This window comes from Phycisphaerae bacterium, assembly GCA_035384605.1.
Taxonomy (GTDB): domain Bacteria; phylum Planctomycetota; class Phycisphaerae; order UBA1845; family PWPN01; genus JAUCQB01.
The window spans coordinates 1-26,487 of the sequence record DAOOIV010000025.1 but is presented as its reverse complement, the minus strand read 5'-3'; the positions used below and the strand labels follow the sequence as shown (position 1 = coordinate 26,487).

The window sequence follows — 26,487 nt, the reverse complement described above, 5'->3', positions numbered from 1 at the left end:
ATGTTGGAGAACTTCCGGCGGGCCGCCTTGTTCATCCTCGCCGTTTTCATTTGTCCAGCCGCCGCTTCGGGTCAGCAGAACCAGGCGATCTACATCGATGCTCTGGGAAGCGGCTGGCAGGACTGGTCGTGGAACACAACAAGGGATTTCAACAACGCGAGTCCCGTGCACGGAGACGGCGGCAAGTCGATCGCCGTCACCTACACGGCGGCTTGGGCCGGGCTTTATCTGCACAACAACACCAACGTTCTGCTCACTGATTACAGCGCCATTCGTTTCTGGATCCACGGCGGCACAACCGGCGGGCACTTGATACAGGTGCTTCCCTTCGACTCGGCCGGCCATGCCGGCACCGCAGTCGGCATTCCTGCCACCACGGCCGGTACCTGGACGAACGTGGAGATCGCGATTTCCTCTTTTGCGTTTCCGGCCTTCAGCGGTTTTGCCTGGCAGGACCGCCGAGGGGCTGCCCAGCCGGTGTACTACCTGGATGACATCGAGCTTGTCGCGGCGGGGCCGCCCCCGCCCGGGCCGGGCCCCGCCCTGAGTGTGGATGTGGCCGCCGACCGTCACGCCATCAGCCCGTTGATCTATGGCTGGAATTTCGCCGGGGCCCAGATGGCGGCTGAACTGAGCCTGCCTATCAATCGCTGGGGCGGGAACGCGACCACGCGGTACAACTGGCAGTTGGATACATCCAACCGCGCGAGCGACTGGTATTTTGAGAATATCCCCGACAGCAACCCCAATCCCGGTCAATTGCCCAACGGCTCGAACGCCGATCGCTTCGTCGAGCAGAACCTTGCCACCGGCACGGATTCGTTGATAACCGTACCGCTGATCGGCTGGACTCCGAAGGATCGGGCTTATGCCTGCGGCTTCAGCGTGGCCAAGTATGGCCCCCAGCAGAAAACGGATCCCTGGCGGCCGGATTGCGGCAACGGCGTCCGGACGGACGGTACATACATCACCGGCAACGACCCCGCCGACACCAGCATCGCCATCACACCCGCTTTTGTGAGTGACTGGATCGCTCACCTGGCCGGGCGATACGGCACCGCCGACCAGGGTGGCGTGCGGTTCTACGACCTCGACAACGAGCCCATGCTCTGGAACTCGACGCATCGCGATGTCCACCCCGGCCCGACCACCTATGAGGAGATCCGCGACCGAACGATTCAATACGCGTCGGCTATCAAGGCAGCGGATCCGGCCGCTTTCACGCTCGGCCCCGTGGTGTGGGGTTGGTGTGCGTATTTCTACTCGGCCCTTGATGGCTGTGGTCCCGGCACGGATTACGCTTCGCACGGCAACGCTCATTTCGTGCCCTGGTATCTCCGGCAGATGCGGGCGTACGAGCAACAGCAGGGTGTTCGGATCCTGGACTACCTTGACATGCACTACTATCCGCAGGGCAACAACGTGGCTTTGAGCAGCGCCGGCGACGCCGTCACGCAGGCCCTCCGGCTGCGATCGACCCGCTCGCTGTGGGATCCCACCTACGCGGACGAAAGCTGGATCGCCAACGTCCAGGACGGTCCTTATGTGCGCCTGATCCCTCGCATGAAGCAGTGGGTGGCGGAGAACTATCCCGGTACGAAGCTGGCGATCACCGAATACAACTTCGGCGGGCTCGAGCACATCAACGGGGCACTCGCCCAAGCCGATGTGTTGGGTATCTTCGGACGCGAAGGGCTCGATCTGGCCACCCTTTGGGATCCGCCCCAATCGGCCCAGCCGGGGGCCTTCGCGTACCGGATCTACCGCAACTATGACGGCGCGGGCCGGAAGTTTGGCGAGACCTCGGTGCGAGCCGTCAGCGAAGACCAGGGACGCGTCTCGATTTATGCGTCGCAGCGATCGGACAACCGGCTCACGATCATTTTGATCAACAAGACCAACGGGATTCTGACCAGCAGCCTGTCGATCAGCAGCTATCCGTCGGCGGCCTGTGCCCAGGTTTACCGTTACAGCGCGGCCGATCCGGCCCGTATCGTCCGCGAACAGGACGTGGCCGTCGCGGGAGGCACCGTTTCAATCCAGATGCCGGCCTCGTCGATCACCCTACTGGTGGTGCCTCCGGCGCTTGCCCAGGCCGACTTTGACGGCGACACCGACGTCGACAGAGATGATTATAAGCACTTCCAGCAGTGCAGCACCGGCCCGGGTCTTGGTCCGCCCTCCAGCGGCTGTGCGAACGCAGACCTGGACGGCGACGCGGACGTCGACCAGTCCGACTTCGGCCTGTTCCAGAGGTGCCTGAGCGGCCCCTACATCCTCGCTGATCCGGGCTGCACCAGCCGGTAAGAACGTGTCCCGATCGGCCGCCCATCAGCCTTTTCCGTCGCGACGGGTGTGCCTTCTGCGCGTGTGTTTCCGGATCGCAGGGTGTTTGGGTTGTGGCCCATACAAAGGCGGTCCGCCTTAGGGCCGACGCCCTCCTGGGCACCGCCTCAAAGGTCACGGTCAGGGCCGGTCCGAGCCGTGGGTAGCTTTCGGCAAGCCCGGCGGGCAATACCGATCTGCCTCCTGCAGCCTTGATTGCCCCCCCGCCCGGCCCTCGCCGCCGGTTTGCTCCACATGCCGGTCGTCCGCCCCCAAACCGTACTGCCTGGACTACTCACAGGCCGTTCCTCCCTCGACCCGGTCTGAACGTGCCGCGAAACTCACAGACTCCTTCGAATCTGCTTGGATTTCTTGTTGATTCCGGCTACATTAGCCGATTGTGAATCGGGAAGAGCTGCCTTCACCCGGCCAGGGAGGGCTCGGCAAATTCCGGACGCACGGAGGTTGCGCACACGCATGTTCCTTAAACGCTTGACCTGCCAGGGCTTCAAGAGCTTCGCCGACAAGACGGACTTCGACTTCCTGCCCGGGGTGACCGGCATCGTCGGTCCGAACGGCTGCGGCAAGAGCAACGTCGTCGATTCCATCAAGTGGGTGCTTGGCGACCAGAGCGCCCGCAGCCTGCGCGGCAAGCAGATGATGGACGTCATTTTCAACGGGTCGGGCACCCGAAAAAGCGCCGGCATGGCCCAGGTGGATCTGCTCTTTGACAACACCGATCGCAAGCTGGCTCGCGATACCGACGAGGTCACCATCACCCGTCGGCTCTACCGATCGGGCGAGAGCGAGTACCTCATCAACAATGAGCAGTGTCGGCTGCGGGACATCCGCGAGCTGTTCTTGGATACCGGCGTCGGCGTCGGGGCGTACTCGATCATCGAACAGGGCAAGGTGGACATCCTGCTCCAGGCGAACCCTATCGACCGGAGACACATCTTTGAAGAGGCGGCGGGCATCAGCCGCTACAAGGCCCGCAAGAAGGAGGCCGAGCGGAAGCTGGAACGGGTCGAGCAGAACCTGCTGCGGCTGGAGGACATCGTCGAGGAGGTCGAGCGACGGCTGCGAAGCATCAAGTATCAGGCCGGCAAGGCCCGGAGCTTCCAGGAATATGACCGCAAGCTGCGCGAGAAGCGGGCCGCGTTCTCGATGGCCGAGTACCATCGCCTGTCGGAGAAACGCGCCCTCCTGGCACAGGAGGAAGCCCGGCTGGAGGACGAGGTCACCCGGCTCAGGACGGCGATCAGCTCGGCCGAAACCCGCAGCTCCGCCCTCGACGGCGACCTGATGGTGCTGGACGGCGAGGTGCGACAGATCGAGCAGCAGATCCTGACGAACGCCTCGGAGATCACGGCGAATACCGAGCGTATCGAGCAATCACGACAGCGCATCGAAGAACTCATCGAGGTACGCTCGCGAGCCCAGCAACGACATGCGATGGAACGACAGCGAGCGGCCCGGCTGCGGCAGCAGCTCGCGGCCGAACAGGCGGACCTCGATCAGCTCGAAGACCGGATCAACGCCGCACGTGCGGCGGTCGAAAGCCTCGCCGTGCAGGACCGTCAGTTGGCCGAGCAGCTCACCGGCATGCGGGCCCGCAGCGACGATGACAAGGCCGGCGTTATTGACCTGATGAGACGCAGCGCTCAAATCAGCAACGAGATTCAGGCGCTCGCCCAGCGCCGCCAGCACCTGGAAGCGGAGAAGGCCCGCCTCCAGGCCCGCCGGCAGCAGGTCGAGACCGAGCTGGCGGGACTCAGGGATGCCCGCGGAGGAATCGACGCTCGTGCTGCGGAGGTCGCGGAGGAGATTCGCTCGCGCAATGAGCAACTCGACGAACTCAAGCAGCGAGCCGCCCAGCTTGACCTCGACCGTGCCGAACTGAACGGTCGGATCGCCGCGGCCAAGGAGTATCGCAGCGGCCTGCTCAGCCGGCGGCAGGTTCTGATGGATCTCGAGCAGCAGCTTGAAGGCGTCGACGCCGGCGTGCGCGAGCTGCTGCACCGCAAGGAGCGAGACGCGACCGGCAAGGCTTTTGCCTACGTCCGCGGAATGGTGGCCGACCTGATCGCCGTTGACGTGGCCAACGCCACGCTCATCGAGATCGCCCTCGGCGAGTATGACCAATACCTGGTCGTCGAGGACAGCGAGGCGTTTTTCCGGGATGCCGAACTGTTCGCGGATTTTCCCGGCCGTGTGAAAGCGATCTGCATCGACCGTCTGCCGCCATTCGTCGACGGCCGCGATTTCACCCAGCAGGAAGGGTTCGTGGCCTATGCGATGGACGTGATCCGTTTCCAGAAAGACGCCGAGCGGCTTGTTCGGCACCTGCTGGGCAAGACCATCATCGTCCGAACGCTGGCCGACGCGATACGCATGGCCGGACAGAACCCCCCGGGTTATCGCTACGTGACGCTGACGGGCGAGTTGCTGGACCCGCTCAAGGCCCATTGCGAAATGGGACCGGCCGGCGGTCGAACCGGCCTCATATCTCGCAAGAGCGAGCTTCGGGAAATAGACGTGCAGCTCGAAGAAGTGGACGAGAGAATCGACTCCGAATCCGGCCGGCTGGAGGAAACCTCGACCGAAATGGTGCAGATCGAGCAGGCGATCGAAGACCAGCGGCGGCTGCTCAATGAGTCGCTCCGGGCCGAGGTCGAGATCGACAGCCTGCGCCATGCGAACGAAAACGCCGTGCAGCGTCTGATGCAGGAGCAACCCCTGATCCATAGCGAGATGGCCGCAATCGATCGCCAGATTGCCGAGGCGACCGAAAAGAGCAATCACTGCTCGCAAGCCCTGTCCCGGCTGGAAAGCGAGAACGTGGATCGAGAAGAACGAATCCGCCGGCTTGACGCACAGATCGCGGTTCTGAGCGAAGAGCGGTCGCGGCTGAGCGAACAAATGACCCAGGCCAGGGTTGCCGTCGCCGAGCTGATGCAGCGTCGAAGCCTGATGGCCGGGGCGCTGCACGGCACGCGGGAGGCCTGCCAGGCCAGCGAAGAAGCCGTTCGCAGCGCGGCTCGTGAGTCGGAAGACTCCGCCGGGCGGATCGCCCAGGCCGAACGGATGATCCTGAGCGCCGAAAGCCGTCTGGCCGAACTGTACTCGTTGAAGGAACAACGGGACGCCGACCTGCTTGCCCGACAACGGCGACGACAGGAGATACGGCTGGAAATCGAGCAGTTGGCAGCCCGGACCAAGGTGGAACGAAGCTCGCTGAACGAATGCGAGGAAAAGCTGCACCTCTTGCGGATGGAATCGCAGGAGGCTCGCATCCGGATTGAAGACCTGGTTGCCCGCGTCCGCGACGAACTGGGCGTCGACCTTGCCGAGAGCTACGCCAACTATCAGCACCGGGAGCAGGAACAGGACTGGGCCGCGGTCGAGGCGGAAATCGAGGAGCTCAAGCTCAAGATCCAACGGCTGGGCAATGTGAACCTGGATGCCATCGCCGAGCAAGAGGAGCTTGAGAAGCGGTCCGACTTCCTCGGCCAGCAGCGCGCCGATCTGCGGACCTCGCAGAAACAGCTCACGGAGCTGATCGAGCACCTGAATCAGGAATGCCGCGAGCGATTCACGCAGACCTTCGAGACCGTTCGGGGTCACTTTCAGGAACTGTTTCGCAAGCTGTTCGGCGGCGGTAAGGCCGACATCATCCTGGAACAGCCGCCCGAAGGCCAGCCGCTGGACGTTCTTGAGGCTGGCATTGAGATCCAGGCCCGGCCGCCGGGCAAGGAGCTGCAAAGCATTTCGCTGCTCTCGGGCGGCGAGAAGACCATGACGGCCATAGCCCTCTTGCTGTCGATCTTCCGGAGCCGGCCGTCACCGTTCGCCATTCTCGACGAGGTGGACGCGGCGCTGGATGAGGCCAACAACGAACGGTTCAACCGCATCGTCGGCGAGTTTCTCGACAAGTCGCAGTTCATCATCATCACGCATTCGAAGCGGACGATGGGCATCGCGGACGTTCTCTATGGCATCACCATGCAGGAGGCGGGCGTCAGCAAGCGAGTCAGCGTGAGATTTGACTCGACTGAAGACCACATAGCCGCGGCATAAGAAGCATTCAGCTTTCAGCGGTCGGCTATCAGCAAAGAACGACGGACGCGAGAGTCGGGTTCTCGCGTCCGTCTGGTTGTCCCGCTCACAATGCTGTTGGGGACTGATCTGCCGCATGTCCTGGCCGACGAACCACCGGCGGCACCCGCCGGTCAGTAGCCGTAACCATAACCGCCGCCGTAACCGCCACCATATCCGCCGGTGTATCCGCCCAGATAGCCGGTCGTCGTCGTGCCGGTAGTGGTCGTCGTCGTGCCGCTGCCCCCGCTGCCCAACTGGCCAGGTTCAGTCGGAGGCCACGTCGTGCCGCACTGCCCGGGAATCACGCACGTCGGGTCGGCACTATAGTCAGGATAATCCCCGCTGTGGAACATCCAATCCCATTCGGTTGGATTGCAGTTCAGGATCGTGCCGCACGGGTTGATGTTGCGGGCAACCTTACTGAGGCAACCCGTGATGCAAGCGGCCTGGAACAGCGAAAGATACATGACCAGCCGCACTGCCGACTTCCAGAATCGATTCTTGGTCTTCATGTTTGCCTCGCAACCCAAACCAGTCTTGTTGTTCCCCAAAACCGATGATTCTGTCCGCCTTCGGCGGCAACCCGCCTCAGTTTGTGGTGTTCGTGCCGCTCGTATTGTCCGTGGTGTCCGTGGTCGGCGGCGTATACGTGTCGCAATCTACCAGGAACGCACCGGCGGCCGAGTTGCACGGATCGATCAACCCGCCGAAGAAACCATTCTGGCAATCCAGCAACCAACAGAAATCGATTGAGTTGCCGATGGAGTTGGCTGCGAACCTCGTGCAGCCGTAGTACCCCGTCCCGCTATCACCGCTGACGGGATACATGGGATAAGTCTGGAAGAGAGTTGCGCCGGTGAAAGCCATCGTCAGCCAGACCAGAAAACGATATGCACGCCGTTTCATACGCAATAACCTCCGTCGTGCGGTTTACCTTTCTGTCGGAAAGACACCTCTCGCAGGTCAGTCACGCGCGGGGTTGCCCACTCGGCAACGCTGTCAGTATAGGACGGCCCGAGTGTCACTGCAACCCGGGCCCGGTGCCTTGTTTCTGCCCCTTTCGCGAAAACGATCTTCCAACTCACGCTTGGTGAGTGGACCGCGTTTCAGCCGCCATATCTATTCTTCGGCCAACCCACCGGAGATGGCCGAACCACGGGCGACCGGTCTCCTTGCCTCGTCACAGGTCATTTATTGACAAGGCCTTACATTCAGCAGGCTGATCCCAGGCTGACGAAATGATCTCGCAGACTGCGGTATAAGGCTTGGTAGGTCGGGTACAGGTCGTCATAAACCCTGGCGCTGGCCTGTTTAGGCTTGAGGGTCTCGGTCACTCGGATCGCCGCTTTGCAGGCTTCAGGTACGGTGGCGTACTCGCCAGTGCCGACCGCTGCCAGAAGCGCAACACCCAGGGCACCACCCTCGCGCGTGTTGATCGTGACGACATTGGCCTTGTACATGTCCGCTTGCATCTGTCGCCAGAATCGGCTGGCCGCTCCCCCGCCGCTGGCACGGACTTGGGTGATCGCGACGCCGCGAGAGCGCATGATCTCAATCTGATCGCGCATCCCGAAGGTGATGCCCTCAAGCACGGCTCTGATCATGTGAGATCGCTTGTGTCGGACGGTGAGGCCTATCCACGCCCCGCGGGCCTGCGGATCGGGATACGGGCAACGCTCGCCGGTCAGGTAAGGCAGAAAGATCAGCCCCTCACAGCCGGCCGGAGCCTGCGCGGCCTCCTCGATCATCGCCGGGTAGAGCTGACCAAGATCTTTCTTGGTCCGGCGAAGCTTCTCGATCTCCTTGTCAAACAAGGTGTTACGCAACCATTGCAGGCTGCCGCCGGCCGAGAGCATGCACCCGAAGACACACCATTTCCCGGGTACCGCATGGCAGAACGACTGAAGGTTGCCATCTGCGTTGGGTACCGGATTGTCGCTGTGGGCAAAAACGACGCCACTGGTTCCCATGGTGGCCGAGACGATCCCAGAAGTGACGATGCCGTTGCCGACCGCCCCAGCAGGCTGGTCGCCCGCACCACCAACAACGGGGGTACCCGGCGTCAAGCCCGTCAGCTTGGCTGCCGCGGCTGAAACCTTGCCGCTTACCTCCGGAGACTCATACACCGGCGGCATGAGATCCTTGTCGATTTCCAGCCTTTCGAGCAGGCCCAAGTGCCAGGTCCGATTGCCAATGTCCAACAGCAGCGTTCCGGCCGCATCGCTCACCTCCGAGGCATACTCGCCGGTCAGCTTGAGCCGAATGTAATCCTTCGGTAACAGTATTCGGTGAGTCTTGCCGTATGTCTTGGGATCGTTCTTGCGCACCCAGAGGATCTTCGGGGCGGTAAACCCCGTCAGGGCAACATTCGAGACCATGGAGATGAGTTGGTCTCGTCCACCGGCTCTTTGCTCGATTTCGGCGCATTCCGCACCCGTTCGCTGATCATTCCAGAGCAATGCTCTCCGAAGCGACTTGCCGGACTTGTCCACGAAGACGCTGCCGTGCATCTGGCCGGACAAGCCGATCCCCGTGATCGCCGAGGCCTTGACTTTGGCCTTCTTGCAAGCGGCGGCGATCCCTTGAACGGTCGCCTTCCACCAGTCCTCCGGTTCCTGCTCCGACCAACCCGGCTTGGGCGTGTAAACGGGGTACTCCGTGCTGGCCGTGGCCAGCACTTTTCCATTGGGTCTGCACAACAAGACTTTGGTTGCCGATGTTCCGATGTCGATTCCGCACAGAAGTGACATGGTCTGTGTCCTCGCAAAACCTCTGATTCGCGCTGCTTGAAACGGCCGCAGTATACTGGCCCACCAGACGAGGTCAAAGCGGCGAGGATCGGTCCGCGAAAGGCTCTGCGGCATGCCCAACGGCGTCGGGGCTGCGTGATCATGCCTGCCGTCGCGCGGATGAGCGAAAAGCTATGATAATGAATCCCGGGACCGGTCCGGCGACCGATCCCGGTCGATGCAACAGTTCAACAGGCACAAAAACCCGATCGATCAGGCTCGCCGTCGCCTGTGACACAGAGCAGACAGACCCGCGACGGCAAACAAGCCTGCGCTTGCGGGTTCTGGAACGCACCACGTATCGATGACAACCTGATCAATGAATGCCGTCCAGCCACCTGGACCCACGTAAACCCAGTCGAGCGCGATGACTTCCCACGCCGGGTTAGGCTCGATCACCAGATCGTAGGCATTCGTCTGCCAACCGTCCGGATGCGCATAGCTCGCTGACACCACCGCATCGATCCTGGTCCACGGCCAGGTGGGCGACCACGGCACGGTCGTAGGCGGATCCGAGCCGCTGCCGGTGTAGAAATCGACGACGCCGCTTCCCTGGAAGGTGATTTGGATTCTGATCCTTTTCTCCGGGTTAGGCCAATTGTAGTTCAGCAGGCCGAACTGGACCGGACCCAGCCCTCCGCCAGGATTGATCTCGAGAACGCTCTGACGCCCGTTCAATACATCATGCACATAGACGCTGCTGTTCCAGTATGCGTATGCCACTGGCTGCATTGGGTCAAACCCACCTGGATTCGCCACGATCTGCCCGGGATACAAAACGCTGTTACCGGGCCCCTGGCCCGGCTGACCCCAGTAGTCCCATTCCGCCGTGATGGTGCCGTAGTTGCCGCGCCAGTCGGGCGGCAGCACGTCATCCGCCCAGACGGGTCCTGCCATGAGGAATCCGAAGAGACATCCGGCAAGAAGCATCGGTGTGTTTCGCATCTCCATTCTCCCTTCTATGAAAGGCCTCTGCGTGGCTCCCGCGTTGCCTCCACTTGGCGGCAAAAGAGTCGTACGAGAACACGCAACACATGATGTTCGGCAGGTTCCGGCAGACTGCGACCCCGCAACGTCGGGCAGGGTCGACTGCGGCAGATCCAATCAATCGCCCGTGGTCGGGGAATCGTGATATCCTCCCTTCCCCGCCCTGGTGACTATTCGAGTTGAAATACAAGAACTTATTGCATTTGTTGATCAGCAAGCATTGTATCTCATTTCGTCAACCGCGCCAAGCCCGATCTTGTGACGTTCACCGCGTCCTTTCCAAACCGGCCGGCCGGCCGACCTGGCCAACGGCGGCCCTACCACGCCGGGTCCGGCAGGCCGGGAACCCGCACCGGCCTTGAGTGCCTGTTTCGGTAGGCTGTGTGCAAAGGGTCCGGGACGGTCTGGAACCTTACGGCCAGAGAGACGTGCGGCCTGCGCGCATGTTTTCGGATCGCAGAGCGCTCGGGTTGCGGCCGGCAAAAAGGCGCTCCGCCTTGGGCTTAAGGCTGTAGAGTGCAGGCTCAAGGAAGGAGTATCGACCTTTCTCCAGCCTCTAAACTATAGTCTCCCGCCTACTATACACATACCCGGCGGAAGTTCGAGATGACCGACCGGGGCTGAGGATTCGACGCGGTCGTTAACCCAGGCCGAAGTGTGATGCGCCGTACCGGCGGGGCCGAAAACCTTTGCACCAATCAGCGCTGTAAGATACGAGAGTGGTGACACACGCGTTTGCTTCTCGTATGATTGTTCCGACCCTTGACACGATGCGTCTCGCGAAGCGAGACCCGTGGCATCGCGACGGCCGGGCATCGCCCGGTGCAGCGAGTCAAGGGTGGGCCGGCGGGTTCGCAAAGAGGTGTTCACTTACGACAACGGCCACTCCGGCGAACGATTCAAGCCGGTGATCCCGCACACTTCCCTGGCGGACGACTGGCGTTCGGGCGCGGTCGACGGCGACAGCTCACGTCGCCGGGGCGCGCCGGCCGAGCCTCTTGAACCGCAGTGGTACGGCGGCGGCCCATTCCTGCGGCAATTGCCTTCGGGCGGGACGCTGCTGTCATATCAGGAGAGCGCCGACGGAACCGTGGACCGCTGCCGGATGGCCGTGTGTATCGGCGACGAGAACGCGAGGAACTTCACCAACAAGACCTACCCCATCCCCCTCGGCCCCGTGCGGAATCAGGCATGGAACTCGCTGTTCGTGAAGGATGCCCGCACAGCGACCGCCGTCTCAACCGCCACCATCAACGGCGTCCGCGGCATCTGGGCCATCGATGGCCGAGTGGCAAGGCAAGCGAAAAGCGAGTGAATCTGCTTCAGGTAGCCGCTCCTGTCCGTGTGTCGCTGCAGAGATTCCGCCCTCATTCGATCTCCGGTATGCCCCGGGCGGCATGCCAGATTCTTAAGATGTGGACGTTCTCTCGACGTTCCTCGACGAGATAGATGATTCGATACGGTCTGAGGATTGCCTCGCGGATCGATGAATCACCCTTTTCGGGCACCGTCCGGTTGGCCCACGGAAGGGCGGATGCCGCCTCCACATGCTGAAGGATTCGCTCGGCCAGCTTGGCGGCTGCATCTCGGTTGTCACGAGCGATGAACTGGACGATCTGCCTGAGGTCGTTGGACGCCGACTCTGTCCAAATCACTCTGAAAGCCATTGTTTCAGACTTTCTTTGACGTCCTCGTGGGGTATGACCCGGCCGTTCTTGACATCATCCAGCCCTTTGTCGATGGCTGCCAGGAACTGGATCCGTTCTTCGATGTCAAACCAAGTGGCGGAATCCGGCAGTTTCTGGATCGTCTCAATGGCCAACTGCTTGCAGGTCATGACACTAGTTTAGCAGGCAGCCGTGGCGACTTCAAGCGATCGAGAAAGCTCGTGCTGATAAGGGCGGACGCTGAAACCACCTGCTGCGCGCGCGGAATAAACAAACCGCTCCTCGCCCGGCTTTCACATCCACCCCGCCAGGTCCTTGGCGAAGTAGGTGATGATCAGATCGGCCCCGGCGCGGGCGATGGCGGTGGTGGTTTCGAGGGCGGCGGCTTTTTCGTCGATCCATCCGTTGGCGGCGGCGGCCTTGATCATGCTGAATTCGCCGCTGACATGGTAGGCGGCGGTGGGCATGCCGAACCGCTGCTTGACCCGCCAGATGATATCGAGGTAATTCACGGCCGGCTTGACCATGACGATGTCGGCTCCTTCCTCGATGTCAGCCGCCACCTCGCGCAAAGCCTCATCACCGTTGGCCGGGTTCATCTGGTAGCTCTTGCGGTCGCCGAAGCGGGGCGGCGACTCGGCGGCGTCGCGGAACGGGCCGTAGTAGCTGCTGGCATACTTGGCGGCATAGGCCATGATCGGCAGGTGGGCAAAGCCGGCCTCATCGAGGGCCCGGCGGATGGCTCCGACTCGCCCGTCCATCATGTCGGAGGGAGCGACCACATCGGCGCCCGCCGCCGCGTGAGACAGGGCCTCCTTGACCAGCAGCGGCAGTGTCGCGTCGTTGTCCACGTCCTTGCGCCCCGCGCGTTCGACGATTGCCCCGCAATGCCCATGATCGGTGTACTCGCACAGGCAGACGTCCGTGATGATCACCAGATCGGGACAGGCCTTCTTGATCTGCCGAATCGCCCGCTGAACGACGCCGTTGTCGTGCCAAGCCTCGCTGCCAACGGCGTCCTTGTGCGAAGGGATGCCAAACAGCAGAACCGCCGGAATGCCCAGATCGGCGATCCGGCGACATTCCTCGACCGCCGTATCCACCGAGAACTGAAAATGCCCCGGCATCGACGTGATCTGGTTGCGAATGCTCTCGCCCGGACGCACAAACAACGGATAGATCAAGCGGTCAAGGGACAGGCGGGTTTCGCACACCATCCGCCGCAATCCCGGGTTCATCCGCAACCGCCGAAGTCGGTGTATTGGAAAAGCCATGTGTCTTCTTCCGTCAGCACAGATGCCCGCATCACAAGCCGGTCCACATCACAAGTATGATCGCAACGAGGATCGCCACCACCACCGGCCAGAACCAACCGCGAGCGCGGCCGGCTGCGGTCGAGGCCCCCGTAAGCCATTCGCCGCAACTGGGACAGGCGATCCATTGCCCACAATACGGACAACGGCCGACCGACTCAGGTATCGACTTCCCGCAGTTCGGGCAATCCTCGAAATCCGGTGCGCCGCCTTCCTCAAGGTCAATGTCCTGCGGGTCGTCGATGCTGTCATCCTGCCGGCTCATGCCCTCGAAGCTCCTATTCAGGCCTGTTGGCAAGGCACCGCTCCGGGAATCTCCGACGGTCTATCGGGCCCGGGCGCGAGTGCTCCGGGCTCGAATCTGAAATGCCAGTTGCTCCAACTGAAGGCTGAGTTCGACCGGAACCACGGGAACCGGCTCAGGTACCGCCAGCGAGGCCGGGGCAAAGTTCAGTATTCCCTTCACGCCGGCGGCCAAGAGCGCCTCGGCGACTTCCTGCGCCGCTTCGGCGGGCACAGCCACGATGCCCAGCCGAACCTCCTGCGACGCGACGACTTCCGGCAGGCGATCCAACGGGAGAATCTCCACACCGGGCGGATCGCCGATTCGCTGCCCGACTTTGGCAGGGTTGTTGTCGAACACCCCGACGATCCGGAACCCTCTTTTCAGGAATCCCCGATAGGTGGACAAAGCCTGTCCGATGTTTCCGGCTCCCACCACGACAACGTTCCAGATCCTATCTGTACCGAGAATTCCCCTGATCCGGGCGATCAGCTCCTCGACTCCGTACCCGATGCCCGGCTGGCCGAAGTGGCCGAAATACGCCAAGTCTTTGCGCACTTGGGCGTCGGTGTATCCCAACGTCCGGCCCAGATCCTTGCTGGACACCGTCAGCCGACCCCGAGCCAGCAACCCCTCCAGTTCGCGCAGGTACAAGCAGAGACGACGCACTGCGGGAGCTGGAATGCCATCCCACGCGGGGTGATCCTGGGGATCATGACGGGAACCGGCGGCTGACGCGTCGCTTGCCATGATACGGGGACTGTACAGAAGCGAGGCGGCCAGCGTCAAGCGGAGGACCCATCAGAACCCGCATAAGCTCTTTGCGCAGCGACCTTTGGCCGGACCGGCGGGGCCCGATTCCTTGACTTCGGCCGGGGCGGCGTATACCGTGACTGCATCGCGGCATTGGTCCCGGTGCTTCCGGGCCGTATCTGCGGTGGAGCTTCGCTTGCGACGAGTTACCCGCCTCAGTCGCCGCCGCCCCCGCGTGGGGGTACCTGGGCGATCACCCATTGGATGCGGTTGAAGAATCCGGGTCAGCCATGGGTGGTTCGACGATCTGGGAGCCGTGAGACTGATGAACAGCACCATGGGTATACGAGGCTTTGGCCGCGGAGTCTTGACCGGCTGCCTGGTTTTCGCCTGCGCCGCGGCGGCCACCGGACAGGAACAGCAGCTCAATCTGGCCGACATACGCAAGAACAACTTCGGCACCATCGACAGGCAACGAGTAGAGGACTGGTGCCGGCAACGCATCAGACTGATCATGGCCTCCAAGGAACCCTTGAAAGATGCCCCGGCTTTCATAAGCGAGATCACGGGGCATATTCAGGCCGCTGACGCGACCAGTGCTTTCAAGGCCGGCATGGTCGAGAGCATGGCAACGGCGTTCGCTGCGCTGTACAAGCCGGCGACCGACGGCAAAGATCCCGTGGCTCTTGGCAATGTGGTACTGTTGGCCTTTCTCAGGCGGCATGACAGCCCTGCCGCCACAGCTTGCTACAAACTGGCAATCAACGACGCATTCTCCGGCATGCGATTGGTGGCTGCGGAGGGATTGCTCAAGAGCAAGCTGTCGCCGCAGGACTGGGAAGAATTACTCCCGGCCCTGCAAAAGCAGGCGTCTATCGAGACGGACCCCGCCACGATGGATCGCCTCTATCGCGTCTTGACCATGAACGGCGGGCCGGCAGTTGACCGCGTGGTGCCGGTGCTATCGGCCATTTTGAACGCGCGGCTGACCCGCTTCGAGCAGAAGGGCGAATTCCCTGCCGTCGCCGACGCCAATGTGACAATCTGGCTGGCAGGCAAGTTCGCCCAGATCAACAATGAACAAATGAAGAATGATATCGTCCGGGGAACCGCGCGTCTCTTGGCCGACGCGGTATACCACTACACCAAGACCCAAGCAGGGCGTGAAAAACGCGAGCAGTTGGAGCGCGTGGTGCTGATCACCGAGGCCCAACTCAAGGCAATGGTGAGACCGTCCGGCGGTCAGACGCAACCCGATGTAACCAGCGCCATGACGGAAGGCGGAACCGAGCGTAATGCCAAGATGGAAAAGGCGATGGACGCCTGGATCGGGACGGCCGAGGTGGCCGGCATCCTGAACGGTGCCCCCTACAACTTCCAGCGGGGCCTGGGCATCCAGCGGCCTGCTCCCACCAGCGGCCCGGCCAGTGCTCCGGCCGCGACCGCCCCAGTCCGTTGATGCCGCCGCCGTCCCCATGATCGTTTGCAGGAACTGACTTCTGACGGTTCGCGGAGGCCGACAACCCATGCCCTTGCCGATGGTTGCCATTGTCGGACGCCCGAACGTGGGCAAGAGTTCGCTGCTCAACGTGCTCGCCGGCCGCCGGATCAGCATTGTCGATCCCACGGCCGGAGTCACCCGCGATCGCGTCCAAGCTTTGTGCGAACTCGAAGGTATCTACTTCGACCTTGTAGACACCGGCGGTTATGGCGTCGTGGACCGTGACGACCTTGGCGAGCAGGTCGAGCAGCAAATCCGCTATGCCGTCGACCAGGCAACGTTGATTCTCTTCGTGGTCGACGCCCAAGAAGGAGTCAATCCGCTCGATCAGTCGGTCGCCGACTGGCTCCGCCGCTGCTCCAAGCCCGTCATCCTGCTGGCAAACAAGGTCGACTCCCCCGCCGCCCGCACCGAGCTGGCCGACCTGGTTCGTCTCGGCTTCGGCGAGCCGATGCCCGTCTCCGCGGTCCATCATCTCGGACTGAGCGAACTCAAGACACGGATCGCCGAGATCGTCCGGCCGTTCAGCGACGGCGCGGCCCCGCCCGACCCGACGATGAAAATCGCCATTGTCGGCCGTCGTAACGTGGGCAAGAGTTCGTTCATCAATGCCCTGGCCGGCCAGGAACGCGTCATCGTTTCGCAAGTGCCCGGCACGACGCGTGATGCCGTCGACGTACGTTTCGAACGCGACGGGCATGTCTATGTGGCCATCGATACCGCCGGAGTCCGCAAACGAAGCAAGATAGCCGACGACATCGAGTACTACGGCTACCACCGCGCGCAGCTTTCGATTCGTCGGGCCGACGTCGTTTTGTTGATGATTGACGCAACCGAGGACGTCAGCCACGTGGACAAGACTCTTGGCGGGTACATCGTCGAGCAGTTCAAGCCCTGCATACTGGTTGTGAACAAGTGGGATCTGGCCAAAGGCAGAGCCGTCACGGGGGATTACGAAGAATACCTCTACAAGACGCTGCCGGGACTGGATTTCGCCCCCATCGTCTTCACCACCGCGACACAGAACCGCAACGTCCAGGCGGTGATCGACGTGGCCGCTTCACTGTTCAAGCAGGCCCGCACCCGGATCCCCACCGGTCAGCTCAACCAAGTCGTCAACGAGGCTATGAACGCCAACCCGCCCAAGCCGAAGCGAGGGGTCGGACCGGTCAAGGTCTTCTACGCGACCCAGGTGGCCGTCTGCCCGCCAACCATCGCCTTTTTCGTCAATGACCCAGGGCGCGTAAACCCAGGTTTTGAAAGGTTCCTTCTCAACCGCCTCCGCGAACAGTTGCTCTTCGAGGAAGTACCCATACGCCTTCTGTTCCGCAGCCGGAGACCCAAACCTCCGCCCGGTGACAGCCCGCACGGCTCGGCGTAGAAGGCGCATCAGATGCTGAATTCCGGCGTGAACCGCCTGGAAGCCGAGTCTCATTTTCATTCGACGATGTGACGGGCGGAATCCGATCTACCGGTCTGCTCCTGCAAGCCTATCCCCAATCGCCGAAAACCGATCTGTCGCGACCCCGTCCCACAGGTTCCGGCATAGCTTCTATGCAGACCCGAGGAATCGATCAAGTGCATCACCCTGCATCAGTTCAAAGGTTTCGTGCGTCAGGTTCAGGATGAGACCGATACGACGTGGAGGATGGTTTGTGGCGTCCTCGAATACGCGATAGAAATAATCCACTCCTTCGCGGGTTTCCCGCTGCTTTTCCTGCCGGCGAACGTTCAGCCAACAGGCGGCCTCGGGATGATTCCCGACTTCCAGCAGCGTATACAAGGCCTCGGTCGTTGATTCGGCCCCTGCGTTGTAATTGATGCGTCCTTCCTGGTGCAAGCCGTCGTATCCGCGGCCGGTGGCCCGATCGTACATCGGTTTCCCCGCCAGGTTGTTGCCCAGAAACCATGAGCCCGCCAGCCCGGCCATGATTGCATAGCGCTCGTCGCCCGTGGCCTCGAACAAGCGGACCAGCCCGACCGCCACAGCCCGCACGCCGTAGGCGATTCGCTCGAAATAACGGATATTGTGCAGATCGTCGAAGGTAAATGAGTGCAGGTAGCCCTCGACCAGAAGGCGCGGGTAGAAGTGCTCAGCCTCCATTTTGGCGCTGGTGAGAATCCCGGCCTCGGCCAAGGCCTGCGTCTGCGAGTTGCCCCAAAGATGCCAGCCGTCGCGCCAAGAGGCGTGCATGCCGTAGGGTGACTGATTCATGGACCCGTACCGCATCATCGAGATGCCCTGGGCGAAGCGGCTGATCATCGTCTGAATCTCGGACGACGGCCGGGCCTGGTGATACGCGGTCAAGCCGAGCAGCAACTCGCTGGTGGCGTCCGCGCCATCATTGTTGACCAACCACGTCGGAATAACCCGCCCGCGATGGTTCTCGCATTCCGGGTAACGCTCCAACAACCGTGACAAGGCCGGCAGGCAGCGACGCAAGCTTTCCTCGCACTGGGCTGCAATCGTTGGATTGGCCTTCCATAGAGCCCGCACGCCCGTGCCCAACGCCCAGATAGCCCGCACCATCCACCAAGTTACGCCGTCGGCCCGGCTGCGCTCATGAGTCGTGTTGATGTCCAGCCGGTTGGTGTGCACGAAGTTATAGAAGAGGCCTTCCGGCGTCTGCATGTACAGGATGAACCGGAGCAACCCCTCGGCCTTGATCCGCGACTGCTCGTCGCCGGTGATCTCGAAATGCCGCAGGTACACCACGGCCGCCCGAGCCGCGTCGTCCACGCAGGCCGTCCCTTCCTCGGGATCGGCCGTTCGGTTGTAGTCCGGGGCCGGACAATAGATGTGGACGATCCGATAGGCCTCACCGTTGCAGACAACCTCCTCGCAGAGATGGTCCAGATGAGCAAAGTTGACCAGATTGTGATGAGACAGTTCCATTTGCTCGCCCGGACCGCGCATGACGTCGCATTTCCGGGATGGTAAGAGACTGGAATCGGCCCCAGGTGTCAAGCCTGCAACCCGACCCGGCAGGCGGTCCGACGGTCGTTCACCTCATCCGCCGCTGGAAAACGCAGCGATGGTCGCCTATCCTCAGGGCGGCTGAGAACCATGTTTTGCGTCGCGAAAGGCAAAGGAGATCTGATCATGATCCGGATGCGCGTTCATCCAACCCCAGGTCGATCCCGGTTCCTCGCCGGGACGCTCGCTGTTTTTCTCCTGACGGTGCCTGCCGCCTATGGCGCCGACTTCCACCGCCTGTCAGTGAGGGATTACCGGGACAAGATGAAAGCGGGTTGGATCGGCCAGATCGCCGGCGTTTCTTGGGGCGCACCCACCGAGTTCAGGTTTGCAGACAGGATCATCCCCGAGGACCAGATGCCCGTGTGGAAGCCGGAAATGATCAACAACGCCTTCGGCCAGGACGACCTGTACGTCGAGATGACCTTCCTTCGATCAATGGAGCAATACGGCCTCGATGTTTCGATTCGCCAGGCCGGGATCGACTTTGCCAACAGCAAGTACCCGCTGTGGTGCGCGAACAACGCGGGGCGAAACAACCTTCGCGACGGCATCGCACCGCCGGATTCGAGCCACCCGAAGTTCAACAAGTGCCCCAACGACATCGACTACCAGATCGAGGCCGACTACTCGGGCCTGATCGCCCCCGGTCTGCCCAACGTCGCCATCAAGCTTGGCGAGAAGTTCGGACGCCTGATGAACTACGGCGACGGCGTCTATGGCGGCCAGTTCATGGGCTGCATGTATGCCGAGGCGTTTTTCGAGGACGACCCGGTCAAGATCGTCGAGGCCGGCCTCAAGTGCATCCCTGAAAAGAGCCAGTACGCCGAAATGGTCCGCGACATGTTGAAATGGTACCGCGAAGACCCGACCGATTGGGAGAAGGCATGGCACAAGGCTCAGAAGAAGTACCGCGAGGACCCGGAGTACCAGAAGGCCTCCAACGGCGGCATCGATGTCAAGATCAACGGGGCCTACGTGCTGATGGGCCTGCTGTTCGGCAACCGCGACCTCGACAAGACGATCATCATCTCCTGTCGATCCGGCCAGGATTCGGACTGTAATCCATCCAGCTCCGCGGGGGTGTTGTTCACCACGATCGGCTTCTCCAAGCTGCCCGACCGGTTCACCAAAGAGCTTGATCAGACCAAGGTTTTCAGCCACACAGCCTACAATTTCCCCGCCCTGCTCGAAGTCTGCGAAAAGCTGGCCCGCCAGGCGCTCGTGCAGGCGGGCGGGCGGGTCGAGAAGGACGCATCCGGCGAGGAGTTTTTCGTCATCCCCGTACAGGCACCCAAGCCCAGCCCGCTTGAATTGAGCTGGGAACCCGGCCCCATCGCCGGCAGTATGTTCAGCGCGGACGAAATGGCCAGGATTACCGCGCTTGGTCCCAAACGGGCATTCGAGAAGTTCGCCCCGGGCTGGAAGATCCGCGACTGCGGCCGGGAAATGAACCCGGGGCTGCATGACGAAGTCCGCGGCAGGAAAAACGTGTATGTGAGTCATCCGCTGAACAAGAAAACCGGCTGCACGCTGTACCGGTCGGTGGACATCCCTGCAAACAAGAAGACCACCTTGCGGCTCGTGGTCGGCCACCACGAAGAAGGCGATTGGCTGCTGGTCGTCAAGGCCAACGGCGAAACGCTCATCGAGAGACTGGTCGGCAAGGAATCGACCACCGAAGGCTGGATGACGATCAAAGTAGACCTCAGCAAGTTTGGGGGCAAGAGCGCTGAGCTTGAATTGGTCAACCAACCCGACGACTGGCAACACGAAGGTGCCTATTGGGCGGAAATCGCATTGGATTCGCAATAGGCGTGCACCGCGAATCGGGTGTGGGACCCGCATCTTGCCGGTCTGAACCCGCCTTGGACCGTTTCGCCATGTGACTCCGGCAAATCCCCCTGATGACCGCCAGTCCGTCTGCCGGCAGCGCATCTTGTTCTGTGGGCCTTGGCGTGATCCGTGTCCCTACTCTTCAGCCGGAGCGGTCCTCGAGGCGGCCGGGGCAACAGGTGTTTGTCCGGTCCGGTTAGCCGACTCGAACAGGCAGCCCACCAGGGAAGACCCCGCAAAGACGAACGGCCGGGCAGTCTCGGAAAAGTCGTTGCCGATCACGCTGATCCGTTCACACCCTTCGTCGATCCAGGTGAAGACCGGCGCGTCCGCAGGAGCCACACATTCGCTGATCAGCGCGCGGCTGACAGCTTTCATCGCGATTGTTGCCCGCGTTCCGCCGGTGCCTTGAGCACGCAGGCCACTGACCGCCAGATTCCGGACATCATCGAACACCAGAGCCGGCCGTTGGTCCGGCTTGGCAAATCGAACCGCGACATCGCGAAGCGTCAGGCCGTCGACGTGCCGGCAGTAGAAACCGTAGGCCGGCAGGGCGCCGAACATGTTGTGTTCAGGATAGCCGGCCGGTTGCTCAGGGATCTCGGCGGGGATCTGGGCGACTGTCACCCCTCCCGCGTACGTCAGGTTGACGTTTGAGAGCGTCACGTTCTCGATGAGATGGTCCGGAAGACCGACAATCGACGAGCCCGTTCGCTCGCACCCCGTGGCGACGATGTTACTGATTGCCACGTTGCGGAATCGGCCCACACCCGGCGAGGGCATGTTGTCCTTGAACGGCCGGGCGCGGTTGCCCAAACGCAGAAAGATGGGCGACCCCGCGTTTCGCATGGTCACGTTGCTGACCGTTACGCCATCCAGCGTGCCGCCGTCCACGATCAGCAGCGCGATCCCGGCCAGATTGACGTCATACATGGCGCAATTGGTGAGAGTGACGTTCTTGAATCCGCCGTTGGTCTCGGTGCCGAGCTTGAAGCCGTTGCAGGCACTGCTCAACACACAGTCGCTGATAACGATGTTCTCGCAGGACCGGTCGGCAGTGCTCTTGAGGCAAAGCGCATCATCGCCGGAGGAGATGTCGCACCCCGTCACCCGGACGTTTCGGCAACAATCGATGTCCAGCCCGTCGTTGTTGTTGTTGGCGCGGCTCCGGACGGTCACGCCGCGAATGGTCAGGTTGTCGCATGCCAGGTAGTGCTGCACCCACATGGGTGAATCGCGCAAGGTTACATCCTCGATCAGAACGTTTCGGCAAGAGACCAACCGGATGATGTAGGGCCGCTTGCGGAAACCCCAATCAGGTGCCGAGGCCGAGAAAGCCCGGTCCGCTCCCTGCCCCTTGATGATCCCTTTGCCCGTGATCGCGATATCGTGCAGATTTTCGCCGGCGATGAGGCTCTGGCAAACGTAATGGTCGGTGTACGAGCGAAAGGTCACTTGGGTGGAAGGATAATCCGCCAGATCGGTGCTACCCAACAATGTCGCCCCAGGCAACAGGTGCAGCGTGACATGGTTGCGAAGGTGGATGGTGCCCGTCAGGTAGATCCCCGGCGGAATGAGGACAATCCCCCCACCCGCCTCGTTTGCCGCATTGATCGTTTCTTGTATTGGCTGAGTGTTCTTTGTCTTCCCGTCGCCCACCGCCCCGAAGCGGGTGACGTCGCAGTATCGCACCTGAGCAGCGGCCGGAGACCCCGGGGTCGTGGCCGGGCCGCTTGCGGGGGCATTTGAAGCTCCAGCCAACCAACCGCTCAGAACCGCAACCGACGCCAACCAGATACGGAACATGAAAACCTCCTGAACGCGAAATGCGAACAGGCAGGATATCGCCTTCCGGAATGGACACAAGCGCCTTGGGGCTGCCCTCGACGCCGGAGAGTTGCCGCAGTACACTCCCGTTGCCCCATGAAGACAACCCGCCGAAGCATTGCCACGGCGGTCTTTCGGGAGTCAGGACCATGAGTGATCAAGCAAGCGTGATTCAGTTTGAGGACTTTGCCAAGATCGACCTGCGGGTGGCCAAGGTGCTCGAAGCCTCCAACCACCCCAACGCCGATAAACTGGTGGTTCTCAAGATCGACCTGGGATACGAACAACGGCAGATCTGCGCCGGCATCCGGGGGCATTACGACCCGGCCAGCCTGGTCGGCCGGAACATCGTCGTGGTGGCCAATCTGGCTCCCCGCGTGATGAGGGGAGTGGAAAGCAAAGGGATGCTGCTGGCCGCCAGCACCCCGGACCACACACGTATTATCCTGCTCCAGCCCGATGCTGACATCGAACCCGGTTCCAAGGTGACCTGATGGGCTCCCGGGCCTGGAAGCGTAAGGCCTTGCCTCTACGAGCTTTAGGTGCGGTCCAGGAGCCTGCGGCGGACGGCCTTGTTGCGGGCCGCAACCCCCGGGCACTACGTTCCGGAAATATGCGCGCAAGGGGTACAGATGCCCGGACCTGAACAAGTTTGCCGGGCGAGATATTGGGAATTGCGGGACAACCGGGGACCGGGGAGGTGAGCTCAAGGTTGCCCAACCCCTTTCCCCCTGACTTCGGGGTCCTTGACACGTGCGGCGGGGATCTACCGTGGGAGGCACGGGCGACTTGCCCGCTTTTGGGGGCCGTGAAAAACGCCGGCAGACTGACGGCCGGCGGGGTCCCGCCTCGACCGCTCGGCGGCAGAATGGGCCGCCTTGACCTGAGGCCATCATCGGCTAAACTATGGGGCTCTGCCTTGTAGGCAGGGGAAATGGTCAGCAGAGAGTCCCCAAGATCGGGTGAGGGAGTGGTTTGCACCTATGTATACCGCAGCAATGAAGAGTTATGTCGCCAAGCCGGGAGACGCCGGCGGCCAGTGGCACCTGGTTGACGCCGACGGCAAGGTCTTGGGACGCTTGGCCGCTGAATTGGCAACCATCTTGATGGGCAAGCACAAGCCGACCTACACCCCCCATGTCCTGAGCGGTGACTTCGTTGTGGTCATCAATGCCGAGAGAGTCAAGCTGACCGGCCGCAAGTTGGAGCAGGAAACCTACGACTACTACACCTATTATCCCGGCGGACACAAGATCGTCCCGATCGCCAAGTTGATGAAGGCTCACCCCGATCGGGTTCTTCGGCTGGCGGTCCGACGCATGCTGCCCAAAAACAAGCTCGCCGCCGGGATGCTCAAGCGACTGAAGATTTACCGCGGCAGCGAGCACCCGCATGCGGCCCAGCAACCCAGGCCGCTGGAACTTACGAGGGTGTGATTTCGTGAGGATTGATGATCGGTCGCCTCGCGAGGCGGACCGAGCGGTTTACCAACGGATGTCTGCATCGATGAGCGAAGAAGTCAAAGAAAAGGCGACACCAACGGCAGGTTCGGCAACCATCCCCGAGCCGGATCCGAAGAAGAAGTACTTCTGGGGCACCGGCCGTCGGAAGAAGGCCGTGGCTCGGGTTCGGATCCGTCCGGGCACCGGCAAGTTCGAGGTCAACAAGCGCCCGATGGAGCAGTACTTCAAGGAGGAACGCGACCGACAGGATTGCCTGGCGCCGTTGCGGGCGGCCGACCTGCTCGGCAAGGTCGACGTTTTCGTCAACACCAGCGGCGGCGGTCCCACCGGCCAAGCCGGCGCGGTCGTCCTGGGGATCGCGCGGGCGATCAAGGTCGCCAACAGCGAGTTTGACGCGGTGCTTCGTGGCGGGGGCTACCTGACCCGCGACAGCCGCATGAAGGAACGTAAGAAGTACGGGCAGCGCGGCGCCCGCCGCAGGTTCCAGTTCTCGAAGCGTTAAATGGTTGAGGCGGCGTCTGGAAACGCAACGGCCCCGGCCATGCCTTGCCGGGGTCGTTTTCTATGCCGACCACAGGTGCTCATGACCAATGGAGAAAGAGACCCCCAAGAAGCCGTCAGTTGTCGGTCGTCAGTATTCGGTTGGCGCTCGCAAACGCGACTGAACACCGATGACTGATCACTGACAACTCGTTTTTGTCATTCGGCTTCCAAGGCCATGTTTCTTCGGCGCAGGAATCGAAGACGTGCAGTACGGGAACAGTCCCATGCCAAACCAGAAGATTCGCGTAGCCGTCATCGGAGCAACAGCCTACACCTCGCGCGAGGCCATTCGCTGGTTGCTCCGCCATCCGCAGGTTGAAATCGCCGCCCTGTGCGGGCGGAAAGACTGGATGTGGCGACCGCACATTCATGAAGTCTTTCCGGAGTTCGTCGGCCGGATCGAGCTGCCGGTCGAGGAGATTGAACCCGCATCGCTGGCGGGACGGGCGGATGTGGTCATGCTTTGCCTGCCCCACGCTGTGTCCACCCAGTTCGTGCCCACGCTGCTGCAGGCAGGGCTTCGCGTGATCGATTTTTCCGCCGACTACCGGCTGAAAGAACCGGCCGACTATGAACAGTGGTACAACAAGAAGCACACCGATCTGGAAAACCTGGCCCACGCAGTTTATGGCCTGCCCGAGTTCTACCGCGAGAAAATTCGCGACGCCCGCCTTATCGCCAACCCCGGCTGCTACCCGACATCGGCCGCACTAGGCGTCATACCGTTGCTCAAAGCGGGTCTGATCGACCCGCACGAGGTCATCGTCGACTCCGCCAGCGGCATGAGCGGGGCCGGACGTGAGCCCAAACCGGAGCACCATTTCCCCGAACGAAACGAGAACTTTGAGGCCTACGGCGTGGGCACGCATCGCCACATGGTGGAAATCGAGCGTACTCTCGATGCGTACGTTCGGAACGGCAAGTCCTCGGTGATCTTCACCCCGCACCTGCTGCCGATCGAACGAGGCATTCTCTCGACTATTTATCTCAAGCCGCTCCAACCCGTTTCACCGGAGCATGTCAACCAGGTCTTTGCTGAAGCTTACGCCGGCGAACCTTTCGTGCGGCTGCGTAAGGACCTTCCGCGAACATCGCTGGTGACTCACACCAACTTCTGTGACATCAGCGCCCGAGTGGTCAAGTCGCGTATCATCGTCATTTCGGCTATCGACAACCTGATCAAAGGCGCCGCCGGTCAGGCGATCCAGAACATGAACATCATGTTCGGCCTGGATGAAAGGGCAGGATTGTTGTGACCTGCCGTTCCCCAAAGACCTGCATCTTCTATGCACGCGCAACGGGGTAAGCTCCGAGCTCTCAGGGCGGCGAAAGGCATCCGCGTGCTCCCCCGGCCACGGCAAGCTTCTGATCTCAACCCGGGCAGAAGCCGGCTCAACCGCTCCTGCTTCTTTTCAAAACTGATTTCAGGCAGCCAGACTGAATCCGGTCGGGCCATCGACCAGCGAGCACCCACGGGGCGTCCTTGACGGCATTCGCATATGGCACGAGAATGCCATCTCGACATGTGATAAGCCCGCCCGCTAGCATACGAACGCAGGCGGCGCAGGATGGAGCCGGGGCAAGGATTGGTCTTATCCGCTGACCGGCAGCGGTTTGGTGGGTGATCTCTCCTGAGTGTTTCAAATCGGACTCTACCCGGAACGGATCTTGGGTTCAGTCATGACGAGGAAGACTCTGTCTGCAAGAAAGGTGACAACGAGATGAATACAAAGGTGTTGTTGGACGAAAGCGAAATCCCGCGGCAATGGTACAATCTGGCGGCAGACCTGCCGAACCCGCTGCAACCGCCACTGGGGCCCGATGGCAAGCCCATCTCCCCCGACATGCTGGCTCCGGTCTTCCCCATGAACCTCATCGAGCAGGAGGTCAGCCAAGAGCGATGGATCAACATCCCGGACGAGATCCTCGAAATCCTTTATCTCTGGCGTCCCAGTCCGCTGTATCGCGCGCGGCGTCTGGAGCAGGCCTTGGGAACACCCGCCAGGATCTATTACAAAAACGAGGGTGTCAGTCCTGCCGGCAGTCACAAGCCCAACACCGCGGTTCCCCAAGCCTGGTACAACAAGCAATTCGGCATTAAGCGCCTGACCACCGAGACGGG

22 protein-coding genes are annotated in these 26,487 nt (G+C 61.7%); 11 read left to right on the top strand and 11 right to left on the bottom strand.

Annotated features, from left to right (window positions below; translation table 11 throughout):
- Together PLL20_08075 and smc are read left to right on the top strand one after the other, a co-directional pair.
- A complete protein-coding gene (locus PLL20_08075; protein ID HPD29935.1) occupies positions 1 to 2,307 on the top strand; it encodes a glycoside hydrolase family 44 protein in 2,307 nt (768 codons plus the stop codon).
- Positions 2,308 to 2,802: 495 nt separating this feature from the next.
- Positions 2,803 to 6,405 carry a chromosome segregation protein SMC gene (smc, locus tag PLL20_08070; GenBank protein HPD29934.1) on the top strand — a complete coding sequence of 1,201 codons (3,603 nt, stop codon included), beginning with the start codon at positions 2,803 to 2,805 and terminating at the stop codon, positions 6,403 to 6,405.
- 152 nt (positions 6,406 to 6,557) lie between these two features.
- On the opposite strand, the gene PLL20_08065 is transcribed toward smc, so the two are convergent.
- From PLL20_08065 to PLL20_08050, 4 genes are all read right to left on the bottom strand, one after another.
- A complete protein-coding gene (locus PLL20_08065) occupies positions 6,558 to 6,938 on the bottom strand; it encodes a hypothetical protein (GenBank protein HPD29933.1) in 381 nt (126 codons plus the stop codon).
- Positions 6,939 to 7,014: 76 nt separating this feature from the next.
- Positions 7,015 to 7,332: a hypothetical protein gene (locus PLL20_08060; protein HPD29932.1), complete on the bottom strand. Its 318-nt coding sequence runs from the start codon at positions 7,330 to 7,332 to the stop codon at positions 7,015 to 7,017.
- 305 nt (positions 7,333 to 7,637) lie between these two features.
- A complete protein-coding gene (gene xylB / locus PLL20_08055; GenBank protein HPD29931.1) occupies positions 7,638 to 9,176 on the bottom strand; it encodes a xylulokinase in 1,539 nt (512 codons plus the stop codon).
- Positions 9,177 to 9,428: 252 nt separating this feature from the next.
- A complete protein-coding gene (locus PLL20_08050) occupies positions 9,429 to 10,160 on the bottom strand; it encodes a PEP-CTERM sorting domain-containing protein (protein HPD29930.1) in 732 nt (243 codons plus the stop codon).
- 835 nt (positions 10,161 to 10,995) lie between these two features.
- Here PLL20_08050 and PLL20_08045 point away from each other — a divergent pair.
- Complete coding sequence (locus PLL20_08045; protein HPD29929.1) at positions 10,996 to 11,517, top strand: hypothetical protein; 522 nt, start codon at positions 10,996 to 10,998, stop codon at positions 11,515 to 11,517.
- Positions 11,518 to 11,569: 52 nt separating this feature from the next.
- Here PLL20_08045 and PLL20_08040 read toward each other — a convergent pair whose 3' ends face one another.
- The 5 genes from PLL20_08040 to PLL20_08020 form a co-directional block, all read right to left on the bottom strand.
- The gene (locus PLL20_08040) at positions 11,570 to 11,869 is read right to left on the bottom strand and encodes a type II toxin-antitoxin system RelE/ParE family toxin (protein HPD29928.1); all 300 of its coding nucleotides are present in this window, start codon (positions 11,867 to 11,869) and stop codon (positions 11,570 to 11,572) included.
- Positions 11,854 to 12,039, bottom strand: coding sequence for a hypothetical protein (locus tag PLL20_08035; GenBank protein HPD29927.1), 186 nt, complete (start codon positions 12,037 to 12,039; stop codon positions 11,854 to 11,856). Before PLL20_08035 ends, PLL20_08040 begins: the two co-directional genes overlap by 16 nt.
- A gap of 123 nt (positions 12,040 to 12,162) precedes the next feature.
- Positions 12,163 to 13,143 carry a porphobilinogen synthase gene (hemB, locus tag PLL20_08030; protein ID HPD29926.1) on the bottom strand — a complete coding sequence of 327 codons (981 nt, stop codon included), beginning with the start codon at positions 13,141 to 13,143 and terminating at the stop codon, positions 12,163 to 12,165.
- A gap of 31 nt (positions 13,144 to 13,174) precedes the next feature.
- Entirely contained in the window at positions 13,175 to 13,447 is a 273-nt protein-coding gene (locus PLL20_08025) for a zinc-ribbon domain-containing protein (protein ID HPD29925.1), read from the bottom strand.
- Positions 13,448 to 13,507: 60 nt separating this feature from the next.
- The gene (locus tag PLL20_08020) at positions 13,508 to 14,215 is read right to left on the bottom strand and encodes a redox-sensing transcriptional repressor Rex (protein HPD29924.1); all 708 of its coding nucleotides are present in this window, start codon (positions 14,213 to 14,215) and stop codon (positions 13,508 to 13,510) included.
- 328 nt (positions 14,216 to 14,543) lie between these two features.
- Here PLL20_08020 and PLL20_08015 point away from each other — a divergent pair, with 328 nt between their 5' ends.
- Both PLL20_08015 and der read left to right on the top strand, forming a co-directional pair.
- Positions 14,544 to 15,677 carry a hypothetical protein gene (locus PLL20_08015; protein HPD29923.1) on the top strand — a complete coding sequence of 378 codons (1,134 nt, stop codon included), beginning with the start codon at positions 14,544 to 14,546 and terminating at the stop codon, positions 15,675 to 15,677.
- 67 nt (positions 15,678 to 15,744) lie between these two features.
- Positions 15,745 to 17,100, top strand: a complete 1,356-nt coding sequence (gene der / locus PLL20_08010; GenBank protein ID HPD29922.1) for a ribosome biogenesis GTPase Der — start codon at positions 15,745 to 15,747, stop codon at positions 17,098 to 17,100.
- Between the two features lie 171 nt (positions 17,101 to 17,271).
- On the opposite strand, the gene PLL20_08005 is transcribed toward der, so the two are convergent.
- Positions 17,272 to 18,636 carry a hypothetical protein gene (locus tag PLL20_08005; protein HPD29921.1) on the bottom strand — a complete coding sequence of 455 codons (1,365 nt, stop codon included), beginning with the start codon at positions 18,634 to 18,636 and terminating at the stop codon, positions 17,272 to 17,274.
- Between the two features lie 186 nt (positions 18,637 to 18,822).
- Between PLL20_08005 and PLL20_08000 the strand changes: the two genes are divergently transcribed.
- Complete coding sequence (locus PLL20_08000) at positions 18,823 to 20,511, top strand: ADP-ribosylglycohydrolase family protein (GenBank protein HPD29920.1); 1,689 nt, start codon at positions 18,823 to 18,825, stop codon at positions 20,509 to 20,511.
- Between the two features lie 156 nt (positions 20,512 to 20,667).
- On the opposite strand, the gene PLL20_07995 is transcribed toward PLL20_08000, so the two are convergent.
- Complete coding sequence (locus PLL20_07995) at positions 20,668 to 22,338, bottom strand: glycoside hydrolase family 28 protein (protein ID HPD29919.1); 1,671 nt, start codon at positions 22,336 to 22,338, stop codon at positions 20,668 to 20,670.
- A 170-nt stretch (positions 22,339 to 22,508) separates the two neighbouring features.
- On the opposite strand from PLL20_07995, the gene metG reads away from it, so the two are divergent.
- From metG to PLL20_07970, 5 genes are all read left to right on the top strand, one after another.
- Complete coding sequence (gene metG / locus PLL20_07990; GenBank protein HPD29918.1) at positions 22,509 to 22,853, top strand: methionine--tRNA ligase subunit beta; 345 nt, start codon at positions 22,509 to 22,511, stop codon at positions 22,851 to 22,853.
- Positions 22,854 to 23,357: 504 nt separating this feature from the next.
- Entirely contained in the window at positions 23,358 to 23,795 is a 438-nt protein-coding gene (gene rplM, locus PLL20_07985; protein ID HPD29917.1) for a 50S ribosomal protein L13, read from the top strand.
- Between the two features lie 70 nt (positions 23,796 to 23,865).
- On the top strand, positions 23,866 to 24,324 hold the full coding sequence (gene rpsI, locus PLL20_07980) for a 30S ribosomal protein S9 (protein HPD29916.1): 459 nt from the start codon (positions 23,866 to 23,868) through the stop codon (positions 24,322 to 24,324).
- Between the two features lie 265 nt (positions 24,325 to 24,589).
- The gene (gene argC, locus PLL20_07975) at positions 24,590 to 25,621 is read left to right on the top strand and encodes an N-acetyl-gamma-glutamyl-phosphate reductase (GenBank protein HPD29915.1); all 1,032 of its coding nucleotides are present in this window, start codon (positions 24,590 to 24,592) and stop codon (positions 25,619 to 25,621) included.
- Between the two features lie 465 nt (positions 25,622 to 26,086).
- Positions 26,087 to 26,487: TrpB-like pyridoxal-phosphate dependent enzyme (locus tag PLL20_07970; GenBank protein HPD29914.1), on the top strand; the 401-nt coding region annotated here is incomplete at its 3' end.

Bases quoted from the DNA above. Each gene is read 5' to 3' on its own strand.
- PLL20_08035 (HPD29927.1), bottom strand. From the start codon at position 12,039: ATGACCTGCAAGCAGTTGGCCATTGAGACGATCCAGAAACTGCCGGAT.
- argC (HPD29915.1), top strand. From the start codon at position 24,590: ATGCCAAACCAGAAGATTCGCGTAGCCGTCATCGGAGCAACAGCCTAC.
- PLL20_08000 (HPD29920.1), top strand. From the start codon at position 18,823: ATGATCCGGATGCGCGTTCATCCAACCCCAGGTCGATCCCGGTTCCTC.
- PLL20_08075 (HPD29935.1), top strand. From the start codon at position 1: ATGTTGGAGAACTTCCGGCGGGCCGCCTTGTTCATCCTCGCCGTTTTC.
- hemB (HPD29926.1), bottom strand. From the start codon at position 13,143: ATGGCTTTTCCAATACACCGACTTCGGCGGTTGCGGATGAACCCGGGA.
- PLL20_08025 (HPD29925.1), bottom strand. From the start codon at position 13,447: ATGAGCCGGCAGGATGACAGCATCGACGACCCGCAGGACATTGACCTT.
- PLL20_08060 (HPD29932.1), bottom strand. From the start codon at position 7,332: ATGAAACGGCGTGCATATCGTTTTCTGGTCTGGCTGACGATGGCTTTC.
- PLL20_08020 (HPD29924.1), bottom strand. From the start codon at position 14,215: ATGGCAAGCGACGCGTCAGCCGCCGGTTCCCGTCATGATCCCCAGGAT.
- smc (HPD29934.1), top strand. From the start codon at position 2,803: ATGTTCCTTAAACGCTTGACCTGCCAGGGCTTCAAGAGCTTCGCCGAC.
- rplM (HPD29917.1), top strand. From the start codon at position 23,358: ATGAAGAGTTATGTCGCCAAGCCGGGAGACGCCGGCGGCCAGTGGCAC.
- xylB (HPD29931.1), bottom strand. From the start codon at position 9,176: ATGTCACTTCTGTGCGGAATCGACATCGGAACATCGGCAACCAAAGTC.
- der (HPD29922.1), top strand. From the start codon at position 15,745: ATGCCCTTGCCGATGGTTGCCATTGTCGGACGCCCGAACGTGGGCAAG.
- PLL20_07995 (HPD29919.1), bottom strand. From the start codon at position 22,338: ATGTTCCGTATCTGGTTGGCGTCGGTTGCGGTTCTGAGCGGTTGGTTG.
- PLL20_08050 (HPD29930.1), bottom strand. From the start codon at position 10,160: ATGCGAAACACACCGATGCTTCTTGCCGGATGTCTCTTCGGATTCCTC.
- metG (HPD29918.1), top strand. From the start codon at position 22,509: ATGAGTGATCAAGCAAGCGTGATTCAGTTTGAGGACTTTGCCAAGATC.
- PLL20_08040 (HPD29928.1), bottom strand. From the start codon at position 11,869: ATGGCTTTCAGAGTGATTTGGACAGAGTCGGCGTCCAACGACCTCAGG.
- PLL20_08015 (HPD29923.1), top strand. From the start codon at position 14,544: ATGAACAGCACCATGGGTATACGAGGCTTTGGCCGCGGAGTCTTGACC.
- rpsI (HPD29916.1), top strand. From the start codon at position 23,866: ATGAGCGAAGAAGTCAAAGAAAAGGCGACACCAACGGCAGGTTCGGCA.
- PLL20_08065 (HPD29933.1), bottom strand. From the start codon at position 6,938: ATGAAGACCAAGAATCGATTCTGGAAGTCGGCAGTGCGGCTGGTCATG.
- PLL20_08005 (HPD29921.1), bottom strand. From the start codon at position 18,636: ATGCGCGGTCCGGGCGAGCAAATGGAACTGTCTCATCACAATCTGGTC.